Raw genomic sequence first — 22858 nt, 5'->3', positions numbered from 1 at the left:
ATTTATTGATTCATCTTTCAAAAGCTCAGCATGTCGTTATTTAATCAACAACAAATAAAAATATACAATACCCTTTCAGGAGAAAAAGAGATTTTTCAACCGATTACTGAGGGCTATGTTGGTTTGTACGTTTGTGGGCCAACCGTTTATAGTAACGTTCATTTGGGTAATGTGAGGACATTTATGTCTTTCGATATGATTTTTCGATACCTTAAACACTTAGGTTATAAAGTGCGTTATGTTCGTAACATCACAGATGCTGGCCATTTAGAAAATGATGGCGATATTGGTGAGGATAAAATCACGAAAAAAGCACGATTAGAAGCTATTGAACCTATGGAAATTGTGCAGCGTTATACGGTGGATTTTCATAACGTACTCAATACGTTTAATTTTTTACCACCAAGTATCGAACCCACTGCAACGGGTCACATTATTGAGCAGATTGAACTGATTCAGTCCATTATAGATAATGGCTTCGCGTATATTGTTAATGGTTCAGTTTATTTTGATGTTCACAAGTACAATGAATCTAACGCATACGGTATTTTAAGTAAACGTAGGTTAGAAGATTTAATTCATAATACGCGTGCACTTGATGGTCAGAGTGATAAAAAGAACCCACAAGATTTCGCCCTTTGGAAAAAAGCAGAACCTACCCATATTATGCGTTGGCCTTCGCCTTGGAGCGATGGTTTTCCTGGTTGGCATTTAGAATGTACAGCTATGAGCACTAAATATTTGGGGGACTACTTTGATATTCATGGTGGTGGAATGGATTTAAAATTCCCACATCACGAATGTGAAATTGCTCAAAACCAAGCCGCAAAAGGTCAAGCGCCTGTAAAATATTGGATGCATGCCAATATGCTAGAGCTCAACGGCGCTCGAATGAGTAAATCAACTGGAAATTATATCAATCCGGCGGAATTACTGTCTGGCGATAATGATATTATGTCTAAAGCCTACAATCCAAGTGTCATTCGTTTTTTTATGATGCAAGCTTCCTACAGAAGTGTTTTGGATTTAACGGATGATGGCTTAGCAGCTGCCGAAAAGGGATTCCACAGATTTATGGATGCCATTGGCATAATCGATAAGTTGAAAACCCATTCTTCATCTTCATTTAATATTGCGGAATGGAAGCAGAAATGCTACGATGCTATGAATGACGATTTTAATACGCCGATTTTAATTGCCACATTATTTGAAGGTGTCAAATTCATCAATCAAGTGAAAGATGGAAGTGCGAGCATCACTTCTGAAGATTTACAATTATTAAAGGAAACGATTAAAACCTTCGTTTTTGATGTTCTTGGTTTGGTAACTATTTCGAAAGAAAGTACTGGAAGTGATAAATTATCTGGTGCGGTAGAAATTTTAATTAAACTTAGAAAAGAAGCAAGACTGAATAAAGATTTTGCTTTGTCTGATAAGATTAGAGATGAATTGGCCGAAGCAGGCATTCAATTGAATGATAGTCGGGAAGGGACGACTTTTACTTTCTAATAACTATTAAGTTGTAAAGTTGTTTGTCGTTGAGTTGTTCCTCACTGCTGTGAATTGATTTGTCGTTTCAAATAAACAATCAAAATAAACTTTATATTAGAAAAAAATTCTCTAACGACTCAAAGAAAATCAATTAAACAACTTACACTCATCAAAAAAATTCTTACATATCCTTTCCTCTTCTTAATTAAAGTCTATCAGACCGTTATATCCCCTTTCACTCCAGCTACTTGCAGATACCAACCAACATGTTCTCATTATGCAAAAGAAGCTCTTGAGATTCATGGTTTTTTTAAAGGCGGTTGGTTGGCCATAAAACGGATTTTTAGTTGTCATCCTTGGGGAGGCAGTGGATTTGATCCTGTTCCTAAAAAGGATGACAACTAAAAATTTCCCAGCGCGCCAGCTCGCCCATTCGCTAAAACTTTACACTGTACATTTTCTTTACGCTCTGTCGCCTTGGGGAGGCAGTGGTTTTGATCCTGTTCCACCGAAAGAAAACTAATTTTAAGTTAATCCGGTTTTCAAAAGGTTTCAAAATATTATATTTACCGAATAAAGAGAATATCTATGTTTTTATTACAGATCGATTGGGATCCTACTAAGTTTATTGATTTAGGTTTTTTTAAACTTCACTTTTATAGTCTCATGTGGATAGTTGCCTTTATTTTGGGCTTTCAAATCACAAAACGTATATGGAAAAATGAAAATGAGTCTGAGGAATCCCTTGATTCTCTGTTCATTTATTCTGTTTTGGGAATTATGCTTGGTGCCAGGTTAGGTCATGTTATTTTTTACCAGCCAGAATTAATTACCGAAGATTTTTTCAGCATCTTTTTACCTTTTAAATTTGCAGGTGGTTTTGAGTTTACCGGTTTTCAAGGTTTGGCAAGTCATGGCGCTGCCATTGGTATGATTATTTCCATGTACCTCTACAACAAAAAAGTGTTGCATAAAACCGTGATTTGGATTTTGGATCGTGTGGTCATTCCTGTGGCATCCGGAGCTGTATTTGTGAGAATTGGTAATTTTATCAATTCTGAAATTATTGGAAAATATACAGGAAGTGATTTTGGTGTCGTCTTTAAACAATTAGGTGAAACGGAACCCAGACATCCTGCACAATTGTACGAAGCCTTCTGCTATATATTTGTATTCCTAATTCTCTTTTATTTCTATTGGAAAACAAAAAAATCGGAACAACAAGGCTTTTTATTCGGATTGTTTTTAGTGTTACTTTGGACGGTTAGATTCTTTGTTGAATTTGTGAAAGAATCACAAGGTGATGAATATATTAATTGGTTTAATTTAAATACTGGTCAGTGGTTAAGTATTCCGTTTATATTGATTGGATTATACTTCATGTTTATGTACAAACCCAAAACAAAATTGAGTTAATGCGATTTCAACGCTACATAACAATTGTACTTATCATTTTTGGATTCGTTTTTCTTTCGTCTTGTAAAGAAGAAAAAACAACAAAGCCTGAAGATAAAGTCGTTGTTAGTTTTAAGAAAGAAGGGACTTTAGATCTTATTAAAGCCGATTCAGATTCAATAATAAAAACTATAGACATTGAAATTGCGGATGACGAATACGAAACCCAAACCGGTTTAATGTACAGAACCAAGCTTGAAACTAATCATGGGATGTTGTTTATATTTCCTGATGTGCAAATGCGAAGTTTCTATATGAAGAATACCAAGATTCCTTTGGATATTATTTATATAGATGAAAATAAAACCATCGTTAGTTTTCAAAAAAACGCACAGCCAATGAATGAAACGTCGCTTCCGTCTGAAGCTCCTGCAAAGTACGTTTTAGAAATCAACGGAGGACTTTCTGATGAATGGGAATTGGCCGTTGGAGATCAGATAAGTTTTACACCTACCAATGACTGAGCCATTAGGTTTAGATATCAACACACCTTTAGGGCATGATTTGAATCTTACCGTTTTTAAACCTCAAATTTCAAATCACAAAAGTATTGTCATTTCTTCTGCGACTGGAGTATTGCAATATTATTATTTTAAGTTCGCCTCCTACTTTTCAGAATTAGGATATACGATTTACACATTTGATTATTCTGGAATCGGAAAATCAAATCCAGACCTTTCCCACCTTAAGAAAAATAATATTGATTTAAAAGCTTGGGGTGAAAACGACCAAACTGCTGTTGTAACTTATGCGAAATCGCAGAACCCAAACCATAAAATAATAGTTATTACGCACAGTATTGGAGGACAACTATTAGCTTTCAACAAATCGATGCCTCAAATAGATACTATAATTACCGTTGCTTCACAAAGCGGTTATTGGAAACATTGGAAAGGTTTTGAACGTTTTAGAATGTTTATGTTTTGGTATATTATGATTCCAACATTAACTCCGCTTTTCGGCTATTTTCCTGCAAAGAAATTTGGGCTTTTTGAAAATTTACCTAAACAAATGGCTTTTCAATGGCGAAGTTGGGGAAAACGAAATGACTATTTACTAAGTGATTTTAATTTTGAAGATCTTCAATTTAAAAATTTTAATAAAAATTTGCTCGCCTTAAGTTTTCCTAATGATGAATTTGCCTCAAAAGTTGCTGTAGATTGGTTAGCGAAACAATTTGTAAATGCTAAAGTGGATAGACGTCATATTCTTCCAGAAGAATTGGGTATTTCAGATGTTGGTCATTTTGGCTTCTTTAGACATCAATTTAAAGATTCATTATGGAAGATGACGCATGAGTGGATTGAACAGCATTCTTAAAAAATTTAATCATTCATAATCTTAGAGTTTAAGATAATTGACAAATTAAATTATAAACTGAATGCCAGGTTCAAACTTCAATATAAAACTACAAGACCATTATAAACTGTATATCTTACCGAAAGATCAAATAATTTTCGAGTCTGAATTGTTCAAAAACAATATCAAATTCTATTATAATATCAACGAACAACCAAATCTTGATAGTGGAATTAGATACTTTTTACTTGATTCCGATATGGATAAAATAAATCAGATTATCATCAATCACCAAATTATTGCTAATGTAGAAACGAACCTTGTTTCAGATTTTGACGATCAAAAGAAAAAATTCAAATTGATTATTACATTTATTCTTGTAATAGTTGGAATAATAATTCTTATCATAATTTTTGGAAATCTTATTGGCTAACTTTTATAAAAAAATGCCTCTCTATCAAGAAAGGCATTTTTTAAATTCTTAATCAACACTTCGACCGTCTGCCTGCTTAGCAGACAAGCGCTCAGTGTGACATTTATAAAATTATTTAAAGAGAATTAAGCTTCCTCAACATCTTCTTTCACTTTTTTCTTCAGTGCATCTGTTGCATCTCCTTTTTTAGCTGTATCGTACATAATCGGTGTTGCGATAAATACTGAAGAGTACGTACCTACAATGACACCCACGATTAATGCGAACAATAAATCTTTAAGTGAATCTGCACCAAACAAGAACATAGCCAATAACACCACTAAGGTGGTTAAAGATGTATTCAATGTTCTACTGATGGTACTGTTAATCGATTTGTTGATGGTGGTATCGAACGTCCAACCTAAATTTTCGTTAAAGTATTCCCGAATTCTATCGAAAACAACAACCGTATCATTCAGCGAGTAACCAATTACGGTTAAGATGGCCGCAATAAAAGTTTGGTCAATCTCCATGCTAAATGGCATAAAACGCCAAGTTAAAGAATAGATTCCCAATACAATTAATACATCATGGAAAACGGCAGCTACCGCTCCAAGAGAGAATTGCCATTTCTTAAAACGTAATAAGATGTATAAGAAAACCACGACTAAAGATCCTAAAATCGCCCAAATTGATGATTTCTTAATATCATCTGCAATAGTTGGACTTACTTTACTCGATAACATTTTACCAATTTTTTGCTCGCCCGAACCCTCTAAAAACTCTTGGTACGTCATACCTTCAGGAAGGTACTTTTGCAATGTTGTAAACAACATGGATTGTACTTTTTCGTCGGCTTCAATAGAACTGTCTTCAACTAAATATTTCGTAGAAATCTTCAATTGATTTGGCCCACCAATCGTTTTTACTTCAGCGCTTTCAAACACATCGTAAAGATCGTTTTTCACTTCTTCAACGCTCATGTCCTGATCAAAACGCACTTGATATGTTCTTCCTCCAACAAAGTCAATACCTTGATCTAATCCAGGTCCAAAAAACAATGACCCTAAACTTGCTACTATAAAAGCTCCAGAAATCACATAAGCAATCTTACGCTTTCTTAAGAAATCGATATTGATGTTCTTAAATAAGTTCTTCGTTAAGCCTGTAGAGAAATCTAAATTCCCTCCTCGGTTTACATACCAATCTACTAGTAAACGTGTAATGAAAATCGCAGTAAACAATGAGGTTAAAATACCAATGATTAAGGTTGTAGCGAAACCTTTAATTGGACCTGTACCGAATACAAATAAGATTAACGCCGTTAAACCTGTGGTAATATTCGCATCCAAGATTGAAGATAAAGCATTAGAGAAACCATCTTTAATAGATTCTTTTTGCGATTTACCCTTGGCTAATTCTTCCCTTATTCGTTCAAAAATAAGTACGTTGGCATCGACTGAAATACCTATGGTCAAAACAATACCTGCAATTCCTGGTAAGGTTAATACGGCTCCTAAACTTGACAATACACCGAAGATCAATAAGATGTTAAACAACAAAGCGATATCAGCAAATCCACCTGCTTTTCCGTAGTAAAATACCATCCAAAGCAATACAAAAGCCAATGCAATTAAGAATGATTTCATACCGCTATCAATAGCTTCTTGACCTAAAGATGGTCCAACCTCATCTGCTTGAACAATCTGTGCTGAAGCAGGTAATTTACCAGCTCTTAAAACGTTGGCTAAATCGACAGCTTCCGTTAATGAAAACGATCCTGAAATTTGAGAATTCCCTCCGGCAATTGGTCCAGTAGAAACACTTGGTGCGGAATACACAATATTATCTAGTACAATAGCAATATTACCTTGAGTCTCATAAGCAGTTTTGGTCATTTCTTCCCAAATTTTAGCACCTCTTGCATCCATTTGCATGCTCACAGCTGGTCGGCTTACTTGGTCATAATCTTGTCTTGCATCCGAAATCACGGCACCACTTAATTGTGGGACACCATCTCTATTTCCTTTAATCGCATAAAGATCTACATACTCGGAATCTTCTTGTTGTATGCCCCAAGCAAATTTCACATAGCGCATATCAGATGGCAATGATGCTCTATTTTTTGGATCATTTAAGTGCTCTAAAACTTTCTCTTTATCCTTAGCCAAGAAAACAGCGATCACAGGACCTCCTCTTCCGAAACTTTGAATGCCTAGCGGATACGCATCTTCAACCGAAGTTGAATCCGTTTCCATCTGACCTGTTAATTCATCAATAGCATTTGAAGTGGAATCTTGATCAACGATTGTTTCTTCCATCACTTCATCGGATGCCTCTTGAGTGTCTTCCTTTTTATTTGCTTCAACCAAAGCTTGGTTAACTTGCATTATATAAGGAGCCACTTCTTCGGTCTTATAAGTTTCCCAAAACTGTAATTGTGCCGTTTTAGTTACTAAATCTTTAACACGTTCAATATCCTTAGCACCTGGTAATTCTAAAAGAATTCGACCAGAATTTCCTAAACGTTGAATGTTTGGAGACGTTACACCAAATTTATCGATACGCTTACGCAATACTTCGAAAGCCGAAACGATAGACTCATCAATTTTTGTTTCAATAATGCCTTTAACTTCATTATCTGACATATCGAACTTAATCTCGTCACTCAACGTTCGATTCGCAAAAATATCTGGAGAGGCTAATTTTGTATCGCCTTTAATAGCATCAAACGCTCTAAAGAAAGATTCCAAGTAAGATTCCTGTGCATCTTTTTGAAGTTCTTCTGCATCATCTAAAGCCTTGTTAAAAATAGGATCTCTACTATTACCTGATAATCCTTCTAAGATATCCCTTACTGAAATCTGAAGAATAACATTAATACCTCCTTTAAGGTCAAGACCCAAATTCATGGCATTGTTTTCTACTTCTGTATAAGAATATTCTGCTAAACCTAAATCATAAACCTCAATTGGCTCAAATTTTTCGCCGTCTTGTATTTTAGTGGTTTTTAAAGAATCTAAGTAACGAACTTCCTCTAAGTTTCGCTTAGACTGGTAATCCTCTTCGGTTTGTGGGATTTTGGCAACTGCTGCCTGTTCGGCAGTATCCTCAATTTGATTGGCTTTAAACGTAAATGATAATTGGTAAATACTTACCAAACCAAATAAAAGCGCAAAAAGCTTAATTATTCCTTTGTTTTGCATTGTGATTATTTTATTTTATGTCGAATATTTAGTTGATTCCGATAGCTATCGGAACTGGCGCGCAAATATATAGTTTACGCTATAACCCGACAATGTTTTTTATGAATTTGATTTTAGTCTTTTGATTGATTAAAAAGACTTGAAATGACATGAGAATTATTTCAGATTTAAAAATTCTCTTATGAAGTTGGTCCTGCCCTAACCTCAGGAATTTTATAGAACCTATTATCAACTGCAATCGCAACCGAGTTATTTGATAAAAGAGCAACATTTATGATGTTGTTGCTTTGTTTTGTATGAATTTGAACTCCTGAATAATCTACTTTAGTTGGGTTGGAGTGATCGGTTTTTTGATTGATTTCTGTAATTTGAACACCATCAAAATCCCAATTAACTTTACTACTCGTCTTAATTTCAGAAATATTGAGTTCATAGCCATTGGAACTCTGGTTTTCAGGAAGTCGATCTGAAGGCCTATTAGAATCCTCGTATGCTATTTTGAAATTTTCAGATTGAAAGAGTATCGCTTGAATATGTGAAACCTCAGCATCACTATGATAGGTTATTTTAAATTGACCCTTTTCAGTTTGACCAATTTGAATTTGGGAAACCCCAATGCTTTGTAGTTTATTTTGAATCGCTTCAATAGCATTTTCGGTATCTTCAGCTGTAACAGTGGTATCCGAAAACTGTATGATAATCTGCTGATTTGGTAGCGTTGTTTGCTCTATAAACGTTCCTAAAAACGCCAAGAGTATAACTATTATCCCAAAATGCAGTTTGGTTTTCATGCGGCAAATATAGATAAAAAAAACTCCCAATAATAATTGGGAGTTTTTCTATAGTCTAAAATATGTTATATTCAAAAATTTAGAGCTTACATGCCTTCCATCTTTGTATAACCTTCTGGAGGTGTCATATCAAACTTTTCATCTGATACTGCTACCTTATCTATTTTTACAACTTCACTAGTAATATCTATAGTAGCTCCCATTTGGTTCATGGTCATCGTGAAATACAGTGGAAACCCTTCTACCTTATCTCCCATAGCCGTTGTATTTTGACTAATTGCAGAAATTTTATCCGTTGTGTACATGTGCATTTCTACATCTTGCCCGTTTTGTTTCATACTCACGATGTACTGTTGGCATTCATAACCAAGAATCGTTTTGGTTTTGTCTCCTTTCTTTACGGTAACGTTCTCCAAATCCTCGGTGCTTGGTTCAATGGATTGCATCATGTATTTTTTTCCTTGGTATGGATTGTCCATCAACATTAGCATTTGCTTGGTCGATCCATCAATAATCATGGTCATATCGCCAGACATTGGGTTATTGGTTTCATTTCTGGCTTTATCACCCTTAAAGTAGGATGTGGAATTGGTCTCTCCCATACTTTTCAACTGCGTATTCATTTGCTCATTGTCACTAGACATGGTTTGTTTAGCAGTTAAAATACCTTCTTCAATTTTTTCTTGTGCACTTACTATTACGCTTAATAATAAGGCAAAACTTAGAATTATTGTTTTTTTCATTTTTCTGTTTTTTAATTATGTTATACTTTTAAAACAAAAACCTTACCAACTTTAATGTTAGCAAGGTTTCTGGAAATCGTTTCATTTATTTTAAATCTAAAGTTCCAAAAGACCATTAGTTTTCTTAACTCCTTCTGCACTTGCTTGCATATGTTCTTTTTCAGCAGCACTTAATGGGACATCTACAATTTTCTCTATGCCTTTTCTACCCAAAATGACCGGCACACCAATACATAAGTCGCTAAGACCGTATTCTCCGTTTAATAAGGTAGAGCATGGAAAAATTTTCTTTTGGTCGCAAGCAATTGCTTGAACCAAACCACTAACAGCGGCTCCTGGAGCATACCAAGCTGAAGTTCCCAATAATTTAGTCAAGGTCGCACCACCAACTTTAGTATCTTCCGCTACTTGATTTAAGCGGTCTTCTGATAAAAACTCAGATACTTTTATACTGTTTCGTGTGGCATGCGAAATTAATGGCACCATACCTGTATCGCTATGACCACCAATGACCATACCGTCCACATCACTAATTGGCGCTTCCAAGGCTTCTGCCAATCTGTATTTAAAACGTGCAGAATCCAACGCGCCACCCATGCCTATTATTCTGTGTTTGGCAATACCGGTTGTCTTGTGAACCAAATAGGTCATTGTATCCATTGGATTACTTACCACAATGATTATGGTGTTTGGAGAATGTTCTACTAAGCTTGAAGATACCGTTTTAACGATACCAGCGTTGATTCCAATTAACTCTTCGCGCGTCATTCCTGGTTTACGAGGAATACCTGAAGTAATCACACAAATATCACTATTTGCTGTTTTGGAATAATCGTTTGTACTTCCTGTAATTTTCGTGTCAAATCCATTTAAGGATGCACACTGCATTAAGTCCATTGCTTTACCTTCTGCATAGCCTTCTTTAATATCCAAAATAACTACTTCTGAAGCAAAGTTCTTAATTGCTATATATTCTGCGCAACTTGCTCCTACTGCACCTGCGCCAACTACGGTTACTTTCATGTTAATTATAAATTTATTGTTTGTGTTGATTTTAACGACAGCTAAATTAACAATAATTAATGTTTTAAAACAGAAAAAGCACAAGTGTTTTTACTTGTGCTTTTATTATTATACTTACAGAATGAGTTTATCTAAACCCAAAGTTAAGTCCTACCGAAAAGGCATTAAACTCTGATAAATGATACTCAGCATTAAGTCTAAAGAATCCTAATTTTAATTTTGTACCAACCGTTGCCCTTACCGCAGACACTTCGCTAGAGACTGAAAAGGGATCTACAATAGTCTGGGTAGTTAAAAGACCATCGGTTACTCTATAATTTCCCAATAAATTGGATTCTGATTTTCCTGTTATATAACCCACGCCTCCATAAAAATTTATGACAGGTAACTTGGTTGAAGCCAATACTTGAAATAACCATGTATTGGTATCGTTCTCTAAGCGTTGATTTTCGCCTTCTATACCCGAAGATTCCGTAAGATTATACGAACCGTCTAAATGAGTGTAAGCGACTACACCAGAAATAGCAACGGGAAATAGATTATTTGGGGGAAACCACTCTGTAAATTCCATTTGTAAACCAGCACCATACATACTTAAACTCACATCATCTGTTTCTACTTTTGGAACAAAACGTGCTTTTAGTTCCAGACCACTGCTAATTCCCAATGCGCCTTGTAAAAAAGCTGTTGGTAACAAATTGGCACTACCTGATCCAATCCCTTCAGGTAATTCTAGAGTAGCAGTTTGAGTTCCAAATATATCTCCTGTTAATTCATCATCATATTTCACCACAACAAATATCGCTGGATTATTTTCACCTAAAACAGAAGAAACCATCTGCGAATCCGGTCCTTGAACAAATTGTACATTATTGTATTCTGCCGTATTTAGATTAAACATTTTATGCTCGTCTTTAACCATGGAGGCATTTGCAATAACTGAAATTTCAAATCCACCTAAAGGTTTAACCTTGCCAGAATTAAACCAATTGGCATTCATGCTATGCATTATTCCGTCCGTACCTGGTGCTAAATAATCGTTGGCAAAACGCTGTGCATCTTCAATACCACCTGCAAGCAAGACATCGATATCGTTTTGTGACCTTGAACTTAATGTTATTGTTAACACAAAAACAAGGAGGACTATTTTTTTCATAAGATTAGGTTTAAATTACTTCGCAACTTAAACAAAGGTATTAAACAAGACACAAAAAGCGGTTACCGTGGTTTTATTTATTAGGTGTTAATTAGCCCGAAATTCAATTTGTCTAGTTTTACTTTAAAGTCTCTAGCGGAATACGGTTTTATTAGCACATCATCTATTTTAGCTTGAATTACTTTTTCGTCTGAAACAGAGACCTCTTCACCTGCTGTATGTGCAATGACCGGAATTGTAAACTTCTCCTTAATTAGCTTGGTCATTTCATAGCCGTTAATATATGGCATGTTTATATCTACAACTACAACGTCGATTTGTTTATCTTCTATAATAGAAAGGACGTCGTCTTCATCTGTGCAGGTGTAACAATTCAAAGTAGCGTTTTCTAACAACTTTTTAGTTACCATTAATGCAATCCGATTATCATCTATGACCAAGATATTTAATGGGTTTTGTGGATTGTCTAAATTGCTTTTTGAAACACATAATTTTTGAGACTCATCAAAGATTATAGTAAAGCTGAAAGTGCTACCTTCTTGCTTTTTTGAATCAATTCTAATTTCAGAATTAAAGCATTTTTTTAATAAATGGTAAACGACCGACAGACCGATTCCAATACCTTCCATTTTTTTTGTATTTACTTCTTCATCGCTGTCAAACTTTTTGCCAAACTCGAATAATTTAGATTGTAACTCCTCATCAATACCTTCACCTTCGTCTTTTATTGAAAATTTAACTGCTATTTTGTTGGTATCTGGTATTGAATGTTGTTCTGCAGCAATGGTAACACTTTGTTCTTTTTGAGAAAATTTTATAGCATTAATAATTAGATTTGATAACACTTGATCTAAACCATCTTTAAAAGCATAAACTACTAAGTCTTCTTTTATATTTTTAAAATCTAAGTTAATCCTAACATCTTTTTTTACCGCTAAAACCAAAAATTTATTACTTATAAAAGATAGGAATTCTTTTAGTTCAAATTCCTCAAGTTTTATTTTAATTTTATCTCCATTGCCTTTAGTTGCATCGAAAATTAGAATGTTCCCTATAAGATGTTTTAGATAATTACTTGATGCCTCTAAAGATGTCAACACATCATCGTCATTACTTTTAAGAGAATTTTTGTTCTTTTTTAAAACATCTATAAGACCAGAGATTGCAAACATTGGAGTTCTTAATTCGTGAGATATAATGGAAAAATAGAGCTGACGTTCTTTATCTATAGACATTAAAGTCTCCTTTTCTTCAGTAAGTTTCTTATTGTATTTTTTTTGAGTGATGTATAGTTTTCTTAAAATCAATATGGTAATTAAAGACAGCACTATAAGTGCCACCAAAAGCCAAGTTATTTTTTCACGTAAGCCTCGCTCTTTAAGGTAATTTTGTTTTTCTTTTTCAAGTTTGTCTACATAGTTATTTATTTGTTCTATGTTATTAACCCGTCCTCTTATACTAGTGACGTAATCGAGGTAGTAACCTGTATTGTAGGTGTAAAAACGTTCTAAATAATCTAGGGTGACACTTTTTTCTTGATTGGTTTGTAATGCCCAAGTAAACAAATGCTTATAAATACGAGTTAATTTTTCTTGGTCATCTGTTGGCAAGAAAAAATCTAAGGATTTTTCTAAATGATATTTTGCATAGTCGTATTGTTTTAGTTTTAAATAGCTGTTTCCCATCTCTAAGTTAACAATGGCCGCATCGATAGTTTTTGAATAATTAAAATCAGCGTTATCAATACCTTCAGATTTAAATTTATTTAATTTTTCAATAAATAGATTTCCATATACTATGGCTTCCTTCGGTTTATTTTTATGATAAGAATAGAGAATTGTAATTTCTTGCAACGGCTTTAAAATGTAAAAGCCCAAGTAATGAGTTTGAGCAATTTCCAAAGATTTTAGGAGTACTTTTTCAGCGGCATCAAATTGCTTTAAATCACAATGTATCATCGCCAGCTGCTTACTTGTTTCGGCAAATTTCATCCACTGGCTTGAAGCATGGTAATCATCTAAAGCCTTAGAAAAATAGGCAATAGCTGTTTCAAACTCAAACGTTGAAGTATAAAAATAGCCAAGCGCTTCATTTGCATCAGCTCGTAAATTTGGATCTTGGATAGAATCGTAAATTTTAAGAAGCTTAAAAACAGGGGCGAATGATTCTAATTCCATACCTCCCTCAGTGACGCTAAATTTTATAGAATAAATCTCGTTTAGCAGACTATCTAAATCAATTGTATCGCGATTTTGCCCATTGCTAAAGAAACAAAGCACAAAAAAAAAGACACAAAAGAATTCCTTTTTCATTTGAGTTAGAATCATTTATTTTTACTGAAAATACAAAAAAAAAGCCACTAAAGAATTAATTTAGTGGCTTTTATAATCTAAAAAAATTAATAATTACACATCAATATTAGCATAAATAGCATTCTTTTCTATAAACTCTCTACGAGGTGGCACTTCGTCTCCCATCAACATTGAGAATACACGATCAGCCTCTACACCATTATCAATCTGTACCAAACGCAATGTTCTAAACTCAGGGTTCATGGTAGTATCCCAAAGTTGCTCTGCGTTCATTTCACCAAGACCTTTGTAACGTTGGATTTTTGAGTTATCACCAAACTCTTTCATAATAGCATCACGTTCTTTATCTGACCAAGCATATTCCTTCTTGGCACCTTTCTTTACCAAATATAATGGTGGTGTTGCGATATAAATGTGTCCATTTTCTACCAATTCTTTCATATATCTAAAGAAGAAGGTTAAAATCAGCGTTGCAATGTGACTACCATCAATATCGGCATCACACATAATCACTACTTTATGATATCTCAATTTTGAAAGGTTCAACGCTTTACTATCTTCTTCTGTTCCGATAGTGACCCCTAGTGCTGTAAAAATATTCTTGATTTCTTCGTTTTCAAAAACCTTGTGCGTCATGGCCTTCTCTACATTCAGAATTTTACCTCTTAATGGCAAAATAGCCTGAAACTTTCTATCACGACCTTGCTTAGCTGTACCACCTGCCGAATCTCCCTCAACAAGGAATACTTCACATTTTGCAGGATCCTGTTCTGAACAATCCGATAATTTCCCAGGTAAACCACCTATGCTCATTACCGTTTTTCGCTGCACCATTTCACGCGCTTTCTGCGCTGCGTGACGCGCTTGAGCAGCCAAAATTACTTTTTGAACTATGACTTTAGCATCATCTGGATGCTCTTCCAAATAATCCGTTAGCATTTCAGAAACTGCTTGACTTACAGAAGCAGAAACTTCACGGTTACCTAATTTGGTTTTGGTTTGACCTTCGAATTGTGGTTCTTGTACTTTTACGGATACAATAGCGGTTAAACCTTCTCGGAAATCATCACCAGCTATATCGAATTTCAACTTATCTAACATTCCAGATTCGTCGGCATACTTTTTAAGGGTGTGCGTTAAACCACGTCTGAAACCAGAAAGATGCGTTCCACCTTCATGAGTATTAATATTGTTTACATACGAATGTAAGTTTTCAGCATAAGAAGTATTATAAACCATAGCGACCTCAACCGGAACGCCATTCTTTTCACCTTCAAAGGCAATAACATCTTTCATCAAAGGCTCACGGTTACCATCCAAAAACTTAATAAATTCCTTAAGGCCTTCTTCAGAATGAAATGTTTCCCCTTCGAATTCGCCATCCTCTTTCTTGTAACGTTTATCTACTAAATGAATGGTAATCCCTTTATTAAGGTATGCCAATTCACGTAAACGACTTGCTAGAGTATCGTAGTTATACTCTAACGTTTGTGTAAAAATTGTTGGATCTGGCTTAAAAGTGACAATCGTACCTCTTTTTTCCGTTGATCCTACTTTTTTCACAGGATACATGGCTTTACCTCTTTCGTATTCTTGTTCCCAAATCTCTCCCTTTCTGTAAACGGTTGCTTTAAGATGCTCAGATAAAGCGTTCACACAACTAACACCAACACCATGAAGACCACCAGAAACTTTATAGGAATCCTTATCAAATTTTCCACCTGCACCAATTTTGGTCATAACGACTTCCAGCGCAGAAACGCCTTCTTTTTTGTGTAAATCTACAGGAATACCACGACCATCATCTTCTGTGGTAATAGAATTATCTTCGTTAATAATTACGGTGATATTATCACAATGACCAGCTAAGGCCTCATCAATGGAGTTATCCACCACCTCATAGACCAAATGGTGCAAACCACGTGTACCTACATCTCCAATGTACATGGAAGGACGCATACGTACATGCTCCATGCCTTCTAAAGCCTGAATACTATCTGCCGAATAATTATCCTTATTGAATTCTTCTCTTTTTTCGCTCATTATCTTGAATAAATTTTAGTTCGATTTAAGGCATAAAAAAATGACACAGGTGTATCATTTTTGAATACTAACAAATATACGATTTTAAAGTGCGTTATGAAAGCTTTTTATCGATTGTGGCTGATAATTATCAACATTTGTTAATTACTTAAAAGTGGCTTAAAACGTCTAAAAAGTGGCTTAAAATTGATTTTGATGATTTTTTTTATCTAAAAGAACATGTTTAAAATACAAAATCTCGCAGAAGCGAGATTTTGATTTTTTCGTTTTAAATTAAAGGATATTAAAAAGCTTTTTTATCGTTTATCTAATACGCTTTATCATGCACCTTTGCCACTGCTCTACCACTCGGATCATTCATGTTCTTAAAAGCTTCATCCCATTCTAAAGCCGTTGCTGTACTACAAGCTACACTTGCTTCCTGTGGGACACTCAATGCAGCTGCATCACTTGGAAAATGACCTTCAAAAATAGATCGGTAATAATACTCCTCTTTGTTTAGAGGTGTATTAATTGGGTATCGGAACTTAGCATTTGCCAGTTGTTCGTCGGTTACTTCTTCTGCAACCAACTCTTTTAAAGTGTCTATCCAACTGTAACCTACACCATCAGAAAATTGTTCTTTCTGTCTCCAAGCTACGCTTTCAGGAATCATGTCTTCAAAGGCTTTACGTACCACCCATTTTTCCATGCGTTCGCCATTAATCATTTTATCCTTTGGGTTGATGCGCATGGCCACATCCATAAATTCTTTGTCTAAAAATGGCACACGACCTTCAATTCCCCAAGCTGCTAAACTTTTGTTAGCTCTCAAGCAATCATACATATGTAATTTATCCAATTTGCGAACCGTTTCTTCATGGAATTCCCTTGCATTTGGTGCCTTATGGAAATATAAATAACCACCAAAGATCTCGTCGGCGCCTTCTCCAGATAATACCATTTTAATTCCCATGGATTTAATAACCCTTGCCATTAAATACATTGGTGTGGAAGAACGAATCGTTGTGATATCGTAAGTCTCGATGTTATAGATGACATCTTTTATTGCATCCAACCCTTCTTGGATGGTGAATTTTATTTCGTGATGAACCGTACCAATATGATCTGCTACTTTTTTAGCCGCAGCTAAATCTGGAGACCCTTCCAACCCTACAGAAAACGAGTGTAATTGCGGCCACCAAGCATCAGTAGTATCATCTGACTCTATTCGTTTTTGAGCATATTTTTTAGCAATAGCAGAGGTTACCGAAGAATCTAAGCCACCAGATAATAAAACCCCATAAGGCACATCACTCATTAGTTGTCTGTGAACCGCATCTTCAAGAGCTTTTTTAACTTCTGCTATACTTGTTTCGTTGTCTTTTACGGCATCGTATTCTGTCCAATCGCGTTTATACCATTTTACAAACTCACCATCCTTGCTAGACATATAATGTCCGGGAGGAAATAATTGAATTTTAGTACATATACCTTCCAAAGCCTTCAATTCTGAAGCCACATAAAAGGTGCCGTTTTTATCCCAACCTATGTATAAAGGAATAATTCCCATGTGATCTCTAGCGATAAAATATTCATCTTTTTCGACGTCGTAAATCGCGAATCCAAAAATACCATTCATATCATCTACAAAATCAACACCTTTTTCTTGATATAAAGCTAAAATAACCTCACAATCACTTTCTGTTTGAAAATCGTAATCTGGAAATTTTTGTCGCAATGCTCTATGGTTATAGATTTCACCATTTGCCGCTAAGATTAATTTTTTATCTGGACTAAATAATGGTTGTTTCCCTGAAGCAGGATCTACAATTGCCAAACGTTCATGGGCCATTACCACTTTATCATCACTATAAATGCCGCTCCAATCTGGTCCGCGATGACGAATGGATTTTGCCATTTCTAAAACCTGAGGTCTTAAGTCTTCAACTTTTTGTTTTATATCGAACGCACATACTATTCCGCACATAACTTTATTATCTTTTTAATTAGGCTATAAGGTGTTCAGCCTATTGTTATTATTAATTCTGGTACAAATATGAATTAAAACTTTCATATTATAAACATAAATATCACTATTAGTTTCATATTGAAACAATAAAAATGATATTAACAACCAAATCAAAGGTTTTAGCTAAAAAATGGATAGTTTAACTTTTAATCTGTAAATTTTAGTATTTAATTTTGACTAACTTATTTTATATCCGTTATTTTTATGAAACCATTTTTAATAACTAACTCTAACTATGAAAAACTTAAAACTTATTACAGCAGTTACTTTTGCGTTTACAATGTTAATGTCATTTAATGCACAAGCACAAGAATTTAAAGATTTAGACAAAAGTCCTATGGATGTGGCTGCTTTCCCAGCTGACTATAAGGAGTCTGACAAACTGGTTAAAATCACCTATAGTCGTCCGCAATTAAAGGGTCGTCCTGTAGAGCAATTAGCTGAAAAAGGAAAAGTATGGCGGGCAGGTGCCAATGAAGCTGCCGAAATCACTTTTTATGAAGCAATGAAACTGGGAGATACATTCATTGAGCCTGGTACTTATACATTTTATTTAATTCCTGATGAAAACGAATGGACTGCAATAATCAGTTCAGATCTTAACGTTTGGGGAAGCTATTTTTATGACGAAAAAAATGATGTAGCGCGTTTTACTGTGCCGTTATTAAAGACCCGAGAAGCTTTGGAAGCTTTTTCAATTGCCTTTGAGAAAGCTGACAATGGCGTAACAATGCACATCGGTTGGGGAACTTTAAGAGTTGCTTTTCCATTTACCATAAAGTCGTGAGTCGTGAGTCGTGAGTCGTGAGTCGTGAGTCGTGAGTCGTGAGTCGTGAGTCGTGAGTCGTGAGTCGTGAGTCGTGAGTCGTGAGAAAAATATCAAGTTTCGATTGTATTCATTATAATCGAAACTTTTTTTTGTGAACAACTTTAACGGATTATTCAAGCCTTTCTTAAACTAAGTCGCTAAAGCACAAAGAAAAAATAAAACAGAGTTTCCAAGAAATGAAACGAAGCTTCACGGAGCTATTCAGACTAAAGAGAATAACGCAATATAATTTTTTGCTAAACTGCGATTGTCTAAAGTCTAATGGATACTGAATACTGAATACTGAATACTGAATACTGAATACTGAATACTGAAATTAAGGTATATTTAAATATTTATGTGTCTGTAAGGAGACTTTCCATTTCGGGTTCGCCATAACATAATCCACAATTAGTGGCATCATTTTATCACGTTTACTCCATTCGGGCTGAAGATATAAAATACAATCCTTATTTACTTTTGCAGCTTGTTCCTCAGCAAACCTAAAATCATCCTTATTAAAAACAATGCATTTAAGTTCGTGTGCTTTTTCGTAAACTTCTTCGGTTGGTAATTTCATTTTTTTAGGCGAGAGACAGATCCAATCCCATTGACCCGTTAACTTATAAGCTCCAGAAGTTTCAATATGGGTTTGTACACCTTTTGCCTTCAGTTGTTCCGTCAACGGTCCCATATCCCAAGTCAACGGCTCACCTCCAGTAACAATTATAGTATCGCTATATTTTACAGCATTTTCAACGATTTTTTCAGTTTCCGTAGGCGGATGCAATTCTGCCAACCAGCTTTCCTTTACATCACACCAATGGCAACCCACATCACAACCACCAATTCTCACAAAATAGGCCGCAGTTCCTTTATGAAATCCTTCGCCTTGAATGGTATAAAATTCCTCCATTAAGGGCAGCAATAGTCCCTTATCTATTAATTCTTGTCGTTCTCTTCTTGTCATAAGCTGCAAAGATAGTTATTTAGTTTACAGTCCCAATTGCTGTTTTCAGTAAAAAAGTAAAAATCGAATTTAGATTTGTTTTTATGATATTTCTTAGATTGAATTAATCGATTTTCTGCAGTATTTTCAAATCGTGTCATTTATAACATTACACTACTATTTTAACGAATTTAAATTTCAATTACTGAGAGTGAGCTATGAATATTCTTCTCAACTCTTTTGATAAACACGTTCATAATTCCCTCATAAATTCTTAAATTTGCACCTTAATTATAATGCCACAGACTGCCATGTGCAGACTGAGGACTGAATACCGATAAATATGTTCAATAATTTAAGTGATAAGTTAGATAAAGCGTTACACGTATTAAAAGGTCATGGTAGCATTACGGAAGTGAATGTTGCTGAAACTTTAAAAGAAGTGAGACGTGCGCTTTTAGATGCCGATGTGAACTTTAAAATTGCAAAGGAATTTACCGTTCGTGTCAAAGAAAAAGCACTTGGTCAAAATGTATTAACTTCATTACAGCCAGGACAGTTAATGGTAAAACTCGTTAAAGACGAATTGACCGAACTTATGGGAGGTGATGCCGAAGGTCTTAATCTTTCTGGCAATCCGAGTGTCATTTTAATGTCTGGTTTACAAGGTTCTGGTAAAACTACCTTTTCTGGTAAACTGGCCAATTATTTAAAAAACAAAAAAACGAAGAAACCTTTATTGGTGGCCTGTGATGTCTATCGTCCTGCTGCAATAGATCAATTGCATGTTGTAGGTGATCAAATAGGAATTGAGGTTTTTAGTTATAGAGGAAACAATGATCCTGTTGCGATTTCGCAAGCTGGTATTGCCCATGCAAAAGCCAATGGTCATAATGTAGTAATCATTGATACCGCTGGTCGTTTGGCCGTAGATGAAGCGATGATGACTGAAATCTCCAACATTCATAAGGCCATTCAGCCACAAGAAACATTGTTTGTGGTCGATTCTATGACTGGTCAAGATGCGGTAAATACGGCGAAGGCCTTTAATGATATTTTAAATTTTGATGGTGTCATCCTAACGAAATTAGATGGTGATACACGAGGTGGAGCAGCAATTTCCATTAAGTCTGTAGTTAATAAACCTATAAAATTTATTGGAACTGGTGAGAAGATGGAAGCGATTGATGTCTTCTATCCATCACGTATGGCAGATCGTATTCTTGGAATGGGAGATGTGGTTTCTTTAGTTGAACGTGCACAAGAGCAGTTTGATGAAGAGGAAGCACGTAAACTTCAAAAGAAAATAGCCAAAAACCAATTTGGGTTTGATGATTTCTTAAAACAGATTCAACAAATCAAGAAAATGGGTAACATGAAGGATCTTGTTGGTATGATTCCTGGCGCGGGAAAAATGATGAAAGATATTGATATAGATGATGATGCTTTTAAAGGCATCGAAGCTATTATTCATTCCATGACACCAGAAGAACGCTCTAATCCATCGGTAATAAATTCTAGTCGTAAAAAGCGCATAGGAAAAGGTTCAGGAACTTCGGTTCAAGAAGTGAATCAACTTTTGAAGCAGTTTACACAAATGAGTAAAATGATGAAAATGATGCAAGGCGGAGGCGGAAAACGTATGATGCAGATGATGCAGAATATGCCTAAATAAAGTTTGCGGTAATTAGTTTACAGTCGCAGTCACAGTTTTCAGATGTATCCATTGAGGAGATAGTAAAAAATAAGATTTATGGATTTTAAGAAATTACTGGCTTATCAAAAAGCATTTGATTTAGCAATGTTAATTTTTGAAATTTCAAAGACATTTCCAAAAGAAGAAACTTATTCTTTAACAGATCAAATTAGAAGAAGTTCTCGTTCGGTTAATGCTAATATTGCTGAAGCATATAGGAAAAGGAGATATCCTAAACATTTTATTAGTAAATTGACTGATGCTGATGGCGAAAATTCGGAAACCAATACGTGGTTAGATTTTGCGCTGAATTGTGACTATCTAACAATTGAACAACATAATAATTTATCAAATCAAGGAATTGAAATAGGTAAATTAATAAATTACATGATTAATAACCCAGGTAAATTCGGAGTAAAAGAAGGGTAAATTGTTTTGAAAATAAGTTTAATTCTCAACAGTAAGTAACTGATAACGATAGTTATCGATAGAGACTGCGACTTAAAAATAAAAAGCAAGATTAAGCGACTGAAAACTGCGACTGCGACTGAAAACTTAAATAGCATGACCATTCTTGACGGGAAAAAAGTAAGCAACGACATAAAAAACGAAATCAAAGCCGAAGTCGATAAGATGAAAGCGAATGATGAAAAAGTACCGCATTTAGCAGCTGTAATAGTTGGTAATGATGGCGCAAGTTTAACCTATGTCGGCAGCAAAGTAAGAGCTTGCGAACGTGTTGGTTTTGAATCTACAATGGTGCGATTATCGAATACCACAAGCGAAATTGAGCTATTGGACAAGATTGATGAGCTAAATAATAATGATGCTATTGATGGTTTTATCATTCAATTACCATTGCCTCCTCAAATTAACACCCAAAAAGTATTGATGGCTGTAGATCCCAATAAAGATGTGGATGGATTTCACCCGATGAACTTTGGAAAAATGGCTTTGGATATGTCCACTTTTATACCAGCAACACCATTTGGAATTTTAGAATTGCTAGATCGTTATGGCGTAGAAACCAAAGGTAAACATACCGTTGTTATTGGTCGTTCGCACATAGTTGGCCGTCCTATGAGTATTTTAATGGGACGTAAAGGTTTTCCCGGGAATTCAACTGTAACTTTAACACATAGCCACACTAAAAACATCACTCAGATTACCTCACAGGCAGATATTATTATTTCGGCATTGGGAATCCCTAAATTTTTAAAAGCTGAAATGGTAAAGGATGACGTTGTGATTATTGATGTCGGAATTACAAGAGTTCCAGATGATTCTCAAAAGGGATATTATATTACTGGCGATGTTGATTTTGAAAAAGTAAGCAAAAAAGCGAGTTACATTACACCAGTTCCAGGTGGCGTAGGACCGATGACAATTGCCATGTTGTTGAAAAACACCTTATTGGCTAGAGAGCAACACAGAAAGCATAATCGGTCATAATTTATATGGAT

General features: G+C 35.1%; 19 protein-coding genes. 10 read left to right on the top strand and 9 right to left on the bottom strand.

The features are described from left to right. Positions 1-30 precede the first annotated feature (30 nt). The 6 genes from cysS (at position 31) to HM987_RS03845 (ending at position 4678) form a co-directional block, all read left to right on the top strand. Positions 31-1509, top strand: coding sequence for a cysteine--tRNA ligase (gene cysS / locus HM987_RS03870; protein ID WP_179005408.1), 1479 nt, complete (start codon positions 31-33; stop codon positions 1507-1509). Positions 1510-1659: 150 nt separating this feature from the next. After that, positions 1660-1896 carry a membrane protein insertion efficiency factor YidD gene (gene yidD, locus HM987_RS03865; RefSeq protein ID WP_179009864.1) on the top strand — a complete coding sequence of 79 codons (237 nt, stop codon included), beginning with the start codon at positions 1660-1662 and terminating at the stop codon, positions 1894-1896. Positions 1897-2079: 183 nt separating this feature from the next. Then, positions 2080-2907 (top strand): prolipoprotein diacylglyceryl transferase, encoded by an 828-nt coding sequence (lgt, locus tag HM987_RS03860; RefSeq protein ID WP_179005406.1) that lies wholly within the window; start codon positions 2080-2082, stop codon positions 2905-2907. After that, on the top strand, positions 2907-3410 hold the full coding sequence (locus tag HM987_RS03855) for a DUF192 domain-containing protein (RefSeq protein ID WP_179005404.1): 504 nt from the start codon (positions 2907-2909) through the stop codon (positions 3408-3410). The genes lgt and HM987_RS03855 overlap by 1 nt, the downstream gene beginning before the upstream one ends. Beyond that, positions 3403-4266 carry an alpha/beta hydrolase family protein gene (locus HM987_RS03850; RefSeq protein WP_179005402.1) on the top strand — a complete coding sequence of 288 codons (864 nt, stop codon included), beginning with the start codon at positions 3403-3405 and terminating at the stop codon, positions 4264-4266. The genes HM987_RS03855 and HM987_RS03850 overlap by 8 nt, the downstream gene beginning before the upstream one ends. A gap of 61 nt (positions 4267-4327) precedes the next feature. Then, positions 4328-4678 (top strand): hypothetical protein, encoded by a 351-nt coding sequence (locus HM987_RS03845; RefSeq protein WP_179005400.1) that lies wholly within the window; start codon positions 4328-4330, stop codon positions 4676-4678. A gap of 125 nt (positions 4679-4803) precedes the next feature. Here the strand turns inward: HM987_RS03845 and secDF are convergent, their stop codons facing one another. The 8 genes from secDF to asnB all read right to left on the bottom strand — a co-directional run bounded on the left by secDF (position 4804) and on the right by asnB (position 17900). After that, a complete protein-coding gene (gene secDF, locus HM987_RS03840) occupies positions 4804-7863 on the bottom strand; it encodes a protein translocase subunit SecDF (protein WP_179005398.1) in 3060 nt (1019 codons plus the stop codon). A gap of 179 nt (positions 7864-8042) precedes the next feature. Beyond that, positions 8043-8654 carry a hypothetical protein gene (locus tag HM987_RS03835; RefSeq protein WP_179005397.1) on the bottom strand — a complete coding sequence of 204 codons (612 nt, stop codon included), beginning with the start codon at positions 8652-8654 and terminating at the stop codon, positions 8043-8045. An 86-nt stretch (positions 8655-8740) separates the two neighbouring features. Continuing rightward, positions 8741-9397 (bottom strand): DUF4412 domain-containing protein, encoded by a 657-nt coding sequence (locus HM987_RS03830; protein ID WP_179005395.1) that lies wholly within the window; start codon positions 9395-9397, stop codon positions 8741-8743. A 96-nt stretch (positions 9398-9493) separates the two neighbouring features. Further along, on the bottom strand, positions 9494-10420 hold the full coding sequence (locus HM987_RS03825) for a malate dehydrogenase (RefSeq protein WP_179005393.1): 927 nt from the start codon (positions 10418-10420) through the stop codon (positions 9494-9496). 127 nt (positions 10421-10547) lie between these two features. After that, positions 10548-11576 carry a DUF6588 family protein gene (locus HM987_RS03820; RefSeq protein WP_179005391.1) on the bottom strand — a complete coding sequence of 343 codons (1029 nt, stop codon included), beginning with the start codon at positions 11574-11576 and terminating at the stop codon, positions 10548-10550. An 80-nt stretch (positions 11577-11656) separates the two neighbouring features. Continuing rightward, entirely contained in the window at positions 11657-13903 is a 2247-nt protein-coding gene (locus HM987_RS03815) for an ATP-binding protein (RefSeq protein ID WP_179005389.1), read from the bottom strand. A gap of 78 nt (positions 13904-13981) precedes the next feature. Continuing rightward, positions 13982-15931 carry a DNA topoisomerase (ATP-hydrolyzing) subunit B gene (gyrB, locus tag HM987_RS03810; protein WP_179005387.1) on the bottom strand — a complete coding sequence of 650 codons (1950 nt, stop codon included), beginning with the start codon at positions 15929-15931 and terminating at the stop codon, positions 13982-13984. A 307-nt stretch (positions 15932-16238) separates the two neighbouring features. Then, on the bottom strand, positions 16239-17900 hold the full coding sequence (asnB, locus tag HM987_RS03805; RefSeq protein WP_179005385.1) for an asparagine synthase B: 1662 nt from the start codon (positions 17898-17900) through the stop codon (positions 16239-16241). Positions 17901-18177: 277 nt separating this feature from the next. Here asnB and HM987_RS03800 point away from each other — a divergent pair, with 277 nt between their 5' ends. After that, entirely contained in the window at positions 18178-18729 is a 552-nt protein-coding gene (locus tag HM987_RS03800) for a DUF2911 domain-containing protein (protein ID WP_179005383.1), read from the top strand. A 358-nt stretch (positions 18730-19087) separates the two neighbouring features. Here the strand turns inward: HM987_RS03800 and HM987_RS03795 are convergent, their stop codons facing one another. Continuing rightward, positions 19088-19720 carry a 7-carboxy-7-deazaguanine synthase QueE gene (locus HM987_RS03795; RefSeq protein ID WP_179005381.1) on the bottom strand — a complete coding sequence of 211 codons (633 nt, stop codon included), beginning with the start codon at positions 19718-19720 and terminating at the stop codon, positions 19088-19090. A gap of 322 nt (positions 19721-20042) precedes the next feature. Between HM987_RS03795 and ffh the strand changes: the two genes are divergently transcribed. The 3 genes from ffh (at position 20043) to HM987_RS03780 (ending at position 22847) form a co-directional block, all read left to right on the top strand. Next, a complete protein-coding gene (gene ffh / locus HM987_RS03790; protein WP_179005379.1) occupies positions 20043-21374 on the top strand; it encodes a signal recognition particle protein in 1332 nt (443 codons plus the stop codon). Positions 21375-21452: 78 nt separating this feature from the next. Beyond that, entirely contained in the window at positions 21453-21824 is a 372-nt protein-coding gene (locus HM987_RS03785) for a four helix bundle protein (protein WP_179005377.1), read from the top strand. 135 nt (positions 21825-21959) lie between these two features. Further along, positions 21960-22847 (top strand): bifunctional 5,10-methylenetetrahydrofolate dehydrogenase/5,10-methenyltetrahydrofolate cyclohydrolase, encoded by an 888-nt coding sequence (locus tag HM987_RS03780; protein WP_179005375.1) that lies wholly within the window; start codon positions 21960-21962, stop codon positions 22845-22847. Positions 22848-22858 lie beyond the last annotated feature (11 nt).

It is taken from the genome of Winogradskyella forsetii (genome assembly GCF_013394595.1).
Taxonomy (GTDB): domain Bacteria; phylum Bacteroidota; class Bacteroidia; order Flavobacteriales; family Flavobacteriaceae; genus Winogradskyella; species Winogradskyella forsetii.
The sequence above is the reverse complement of the archived record's forward strand: the minus strand, read 5'-3'. Positions and strand labels throughout refer to the sequence as shown.